Genomic DNA, 5,727 nt, shown 5'->3' with positions numbered 1-5,727 from the left:
ACCACCCCGCCCCCGACTCCGCCGAGGCGCCCGCCGGCCCGGCCCCGAACATGCTGGTCCCGCTGTCGGCCCCCGACCCCGACGGGCTGGCGCGCCTGTCGGCGGCCTGGCGGGAACGGCTGGCGGAGGCCGCCGAGGAGGAACTGCCGGCCCTCGCCGCCGTGGCGGGCGCCGGACGCGCCCACTTCCCGTACCGCCGGACCCTGTTCGGCAGGTCCCGGGACCGGCTCCTGTCCGCGCTGGACGAGCCCGCGCCCGCCGAACCCGTGTCGGGCGCGCCGCGGATCGCCTTCCTCTTCTCCGGACAGGGCAGCCAGTACTTCGGCATGGGCCGGGAGCTGTACGAGACCGAGCCGGTCTTCCGCGACACGTTCGACGCCTGCGACCGGGCGCTGGAGCCGTCCATCGGCGCCTCGCTCACCGAGCTGACCCTGTACGGCGCGGACCCGGACGTCGTCAACGAGACACGGGTGACCCAGCCGGCGCTCGTCGCGCTGGAGCTCGCGCTCGCCGCCCTGTGGGAGTCGTGGGGCGTCGTCCCGACGGCGGTGATGGGGCACAGCGTCGGCGAAATCGCCGCCGCGGTGTACGCGGGGGTAATGGACCGGCCCACCGGGCTTACCGTGATCGCCGAGCGGGCCCGGCTCATGCAGGGCACCGAGCGCGGCGGCATGCTCGCGATCGTCGCGCCGGAGGCGGACGCCGCGGCCTGGGCGGACGAGCACGGCCTGGACCTCGCCGCCGTCAACGGACCGGAGGCCGTGGTGCTGTCGGGGCCCCCGGACGCCGTGGCCGGGCTGGCCGCGCACCTCAAGGAGCGGAAGGTCCGACATCGCCGGCTCAGCGTCTCGCACGCCTTCCACTCCCGGCTGCTGGACCCGGCCCTGGCGGAGCTGGCCGACGTCCTGGAGCCGCTGGAGTTCCGCGACCCCGAGGTGCCGATCGTCTCCAACCTCACCGGACGCGTCGCGGGGCCGGGCGAGTTCGACGCCCGCTACTGGACCCGCCACGCCCGGCAGCCGGTCCGGTTCCACGACGGCGTCCTGCGGCTGCGGGACCTGGACGTGGACCTCTGCCTGGAGATCGGCCCGGACCGGACGCTGATCAACCTCGTCCGGTCCGCGGGCCTGGCGCCGCGCGGCGGCGTCGCGGGCTCGCTGCGCCGCGGCGGGGCCGACCACGACGCGCTGCTCGCGGCGGCCAGGACCCTGTACTCGCTGGGCCAGGACCTCCGGTGGGACCGGATGCAGGCCGCGCCCGCCGGATCGCGTGCCGACGCCCCGCGCTACCCGTTCGCGCGGACCCGCCATTGGGCTCCCGGCGGGGACACGCCGCCTGACCGTGGCTCCGGACGGCCCGTGGAAGGGCCCCCGTGGGGCACGGAGGTCCGGTCGCCCGCGCTGCGCGGGCGGGTGTTCCGGACCGAGCGCAGCACCGCGTTCCCGGCCCACCTCACCGACCACCGGCTCTTCGGGACGGTCTCGGTCCCCGGCGCCTCGCAACTCGCCACCGTCCTGTCGGCGCTCGGCGCCCGGCGCGAGCCGGTCGTCCTCGAAGACCTGCACTTCCCGCGCGCCCTGGTCCTCCGGGACGGCGAACGCTACGAACTGCAGGTCATCGAGGACGAGGAGGACGGCGCACGGGCCGTGAGCGTGCAGAGCCTCGTTGACCCCGAGCACGGCCGCTGGCTGGAGCACCTGGGCGCGCGGGTGATGCCGCCGGCCGAGGACGAGCCCCCCGTCATGACCGACCCCGCCATGCCCGACCCCGCCATGCCCGACCGCGCCATGCCCGACCCCGGGGAGTTCATCGGGTCGGCCGACCGCCACCTGTCCGGAGAGGTCTTCTACCGGCACCTGCGCGGCCTCGGCTACCAGCTCGGACCGTCCTTCCGGTGGATCCGCGACGCCTGGATCCGCGGCGACGAGGCGCTGGTCCGCTACGCGGAGCCCGCCGTGCTGAACGAGGCCCCGGCGGACTACCAGATCCACCCGGGACTCCTCGACTCCTGCCTGCAGAGCAGCGTCACCTTCGCCGTCGGCGAGGCGGACGTGGTGCGGGAGGCCGACCACCTGCCGATCCCGTTCGCCGCCGGCAGGGTGGCGTTCCCCGGGCGGCCCGCCCCCGGCTGCGGCCTGTGGGGGCATGTGCGCGCGGTCCGCCACGAGCGGCCGTCCGACGGGCTCATGCAGGTTCGGACGGCCGACGTGCGTCTGTTCGACGACGCGGGAGCGACCGTCCTCGCCGTCGACGGCTTCCGGTTCAGGCCGGCGCCGCGTCCGCTGCTGGAGAGCTCCCTCCGCGGCGACGCCTGGCACGCCTACGAACTGCGATGGGACGAGTGGGAACCGCGGGTGCCGGAAGCCGGGGGACTGGCGATCGGCGTCCTCGGCGGCGGCGCCGCGCCGGCCGTCGAAGCGGAGCTGGAACAGCGGGGACACCGGGTCGTGCACCTGGATCCCGAGGACGTGTCCGGAGCCGGGGCCGACCTCATCGTGGACGCGCGCCTCACCGCCCCGGCGGCCCCCGGCGCACCGGCGGACGCCTTCCGGCAACTCGCGGCACTCGCCGACTCACTGCGTGCGGCACCGCGCCACATCCCCTACGCCGTCCTGTGCGCGGGCGACGGGGAGGACGGCGCGGAAGCGGCACCGGTTCGCGAAGCGGCCTGGGGCCTGCTGGCCGCCCTGGAGGCGGAGGAGCACGATCGGCGGCTCCCGCGCTTCACCCTCACCTCGGGCTGGGAGCCCGCGGCGCTGTCCTCGCTGCTGGCCGCAGCGGCCACCGAGGAGTTCCCGGAGCCGCGCGTCAACCTGGGCGCGGGCGGTGCGCGGGTCGCGCGCCTGGCACCGGTCTCCCGATGGAGCGTCCCGGAGGGCGCGGACCACCGGCACGGGGCGGGACGCGCCGCGCTGATCACCGGTGGGCTCGGTGCGCTGGGGCTCAGCGTCGCCGGGATGCTGGCCGCTCGGGGCGTCTCCGACATCACCCTGATGTCCCGCTCCGAACCCGGCGAGGCCGCGCGCGCACGCCTGGACGAGCTGGCGGACGGCGGCACCCGCGTCACCGTCGTGAGCGGCGACGTCACCGATCCGGCCGACTGCGCCCGCGCGGTGGCCGCGGCCGGGGAGCGCGCACCGCTCACGACGGTGCTGCACCTGGCGGGCGTCACCGACGACCGGCCCTTCGAGGAGCTGACCGGCGAGTCGTTCGAGAAGGTGTTCGCGGCCAAGGCGCACGGGGCGGAGAACCTGGCCGAGGCGCTGCGCGACAGCCCGCCGGAGGTGTTCGTGCTGTTCTCCTCCGCGTCGGCCGTGCTCGGCACCGCCGGCCAGACCGCCTACGCGGCGGCCAACGGCTACCTCGCCGGCCTCGCCCGCCGGCTGCGCTCGGCGGGGCTCCCGGCCGTCGCCATCGACTGGGGGCCGTGGGTCCCGGCGGCGGGGGGCGGCCTGGCCGGGGCCGCCGCCGCGGCACGCGCCGCCGAGAGCGCCGGGTTGCGGCCGCTCGACGACGACGAGGCCGCGGAGCTGCTCGACCTGGCGCTGGCCCGGCGCCGTTCGCGCCTCATCGCGATGGCGGTGGACGCCGAACGCGCCACCCGCCCGCCGCACGGGCGCTCCAGAGCCGCCCTCTTCGGAGCGGCCGCGTCCACCGGCCCCGCCGGCGGTACCGGCTCCGGCCGGTCCGGGCGGGCTCGCGGGTGGCTGCGCGCCGAGCTGGACGCGCTCGATCCGGCCGAGCGGGGCGACCGGCTCCGGGCGGCGGTGCGCGAACTCGTGGGCGAGGCGCTCGGCGACCCGACCGCCGTCCACGACGAGACGGGCTTCGCCGACCTCGGACTGGACTCGATCATGGTCATCGACCTCCGCTCGCGCCTCGCGCTGGCCGCCGGCGCGGAGCTGCCCGCCACGGTCGCGCTCGACCACCCCACGATCGCCCGGCTCGCCGGGCACGTCCTCGGCCTGCTGTATCCGGAGCCGGAGCCGGAGCCGGTCCCAGGGCCGGAGCCCGGGCATGCGCAGGTCGAGGAGCCGCCGGCCGAGGAACCGCCGTTCGAGGAGTTGTCGTTCGAGGACCTCGTCCGCGCCGTCGAGGCCGATCTGGAAGCAGGAGCCGAGGGAGGACAGCATGGAGGCCGCTGAGGTCCGCAGACTGATGGAGGAGCAGCTCGCGCTGTCGCGCCGGTTGCGCTCGCGCATCCAGGCCCTTGAGGACGAGCGGAAGGCCCCCCTCGCGGTGGTCGGCATGGGGCTCAGGCTGCCGGGCGGCCTGCGGACTCCGGGGCAGTACTGGGACTTCCTCCGCGGCGGGGGAACGGCCCTGGCCCCGATTCCGGAGGACAGGCCGGGGCTGCGCGAGGTGCACGACCCCGTGGTCGGCAAACCGGGGCGGTCCTACGTCGACCGGGCCGGGTTCGTCGACGACATCGCGGCCTTCGACGCGGACTTCTTCGGGATCTCGCACCGCGAGGCCAAGCTCCTCGACCCCCAGCAGCGCATGCTGCTGGAGGTCGCCTGGGAGGCGATGGAACGCGCCGGAATCCCCGTGCGGCGCTCGGACCGGCTGAACGTCGGCGTCTACCTGGGCATGATGGCCTCGGAGTACCTGGAGCGTCTGGAAGACCGGTCGGACACGACACGGATCGACCCCTACTACACGACCGGCGGCGGACTGTGCTTCCCCGCGGGCCGGATCAGCCACGTGATGGGCTTCTCCGGCCCCGTGGTGAGCTCGGACACCGCCTGCTCGTCCTCGATGACCGCGCTGCACCTCGCCGTCCGCGCGCTCCGCGGCGGGGAGTGCCGCTACGCGCTGGTGTGCGGCTCCAACCTGATCCTCTCGGCGAACCTGATGGTGTCGCTGTGCCAGACCCGCGCGCTGTCCCCGGAAGGGCGGTCGAAGTCGTTCCTCGCCTCCGCGGACGGCTACGGCCGCGGCGAGGGTGTCGGCGCGCTGGTCCTGATGCGGCTGGACGAGGCCGAACGGGAGGGCCGCCCGATCCTGGCCGTCGTGCGCGGGACCGCGGTCAACCACGACGGCGCGGCTTCGAGCCTCACCGCCCCCAACGGCCCCGCGCAGGAAGAGGTGATCAGCGCGGCGCTGGCGGACGCGGGAGTCGAGGCGGCCGACGTCGGCTGGATCGAGGCCCACGGCACGGGGACCCCGCTCGGCGACCCGATCGAGGTGGGAGCGCTGGACGGCGTGCTGGGCGCCGCCGTGCGGGAGCGTGGTGTCCCGCTGGCGCTGGGCAGCGTCAAGTCGCGGCTCGGGCACCTGGAGGCGGCGTCGGGGATCGCGGCCCTGATCAAGACGGTGCTGATCCTGCACCACGGGGTGATGCCCGCGGCCCGGGACGAGGACGACGGCGAACTCAACCCGCGCATCCCGTGGGACCGGATCGGGTTCACCGTCCCGACGCGGAACCGCCCCTGGCCGAGCGAGCTGAGCCGGAGGGTGGCCGGAGTCAACTCCTTCGGCATGAGCGGCACCAACGTCCACGCGATCCTGGAGTCGTACACGCCCGCCGGCGAAGGTGCGGCCGGACCGGCGGGGACGGCCCGCCGCCACGAACTGCTGACCCTCTCGGCGAAGTCCCCGGAGGCCCTGGCCGAGCTGGCGGACGACATCGCCGCACTGCTGAAGTCGGCCACCCCGGCGACGCTCGGCTCCATCTGCCACACCTTGCAGGCCCTGTCCCTGTCTCTTATACACACCTGACGCTGC

At 75.6% G+C, this 5,727-nt stretch carries 2 protein-coding genes; both read left to right on the top strand.

Translation table 11 applies throughout. The features are described 5' to 3' along the window. The coding region (locus E1289_RS36100; protein WP_131988434.1) for an SDR family NAD(P)-dependent oxidoreductase at window positions 1-4,145 on the top strand (4,145 nt) is incomplete at its 5' end. After that, entirely contained in the window at window positions 4,132-5,721 is a 1,590-nt protein-coding gene (locus E1289_RS36095; protein WP_131988432.1) for a polyketide synthase, read from the top strand. The genes E1289_RS36100 and E1289_RS36095, both read left to right, overlap by 14 nt. The last annotated feature ends 6 nt before the right edge of the window (window positions 5,722-5,727 follow it).

Source organism: Actinomadura sp. 6K520 (assembly GCF_004349245.1).
GTDB lineage: Bacteria > Actinomycetota > Actinomycetes > Streptosporangiales > Streptosporangiaceae > Spirillospora.
Note: the sequence above shows the minus strand (reverse complement) of the source record. Positions and strands in the feature narration are given on the sequence as shown.

What these genes read in the sequence shown, in the direction of transcription:
- E1289_RS36095 (WP_131988432.1), top strand. Translation starts at nt 4,132, where the DNA reads ATGGAGGCCGCTGAGGTCCGCAGACTGATGGAGGAGCAGCTCGCGCTG.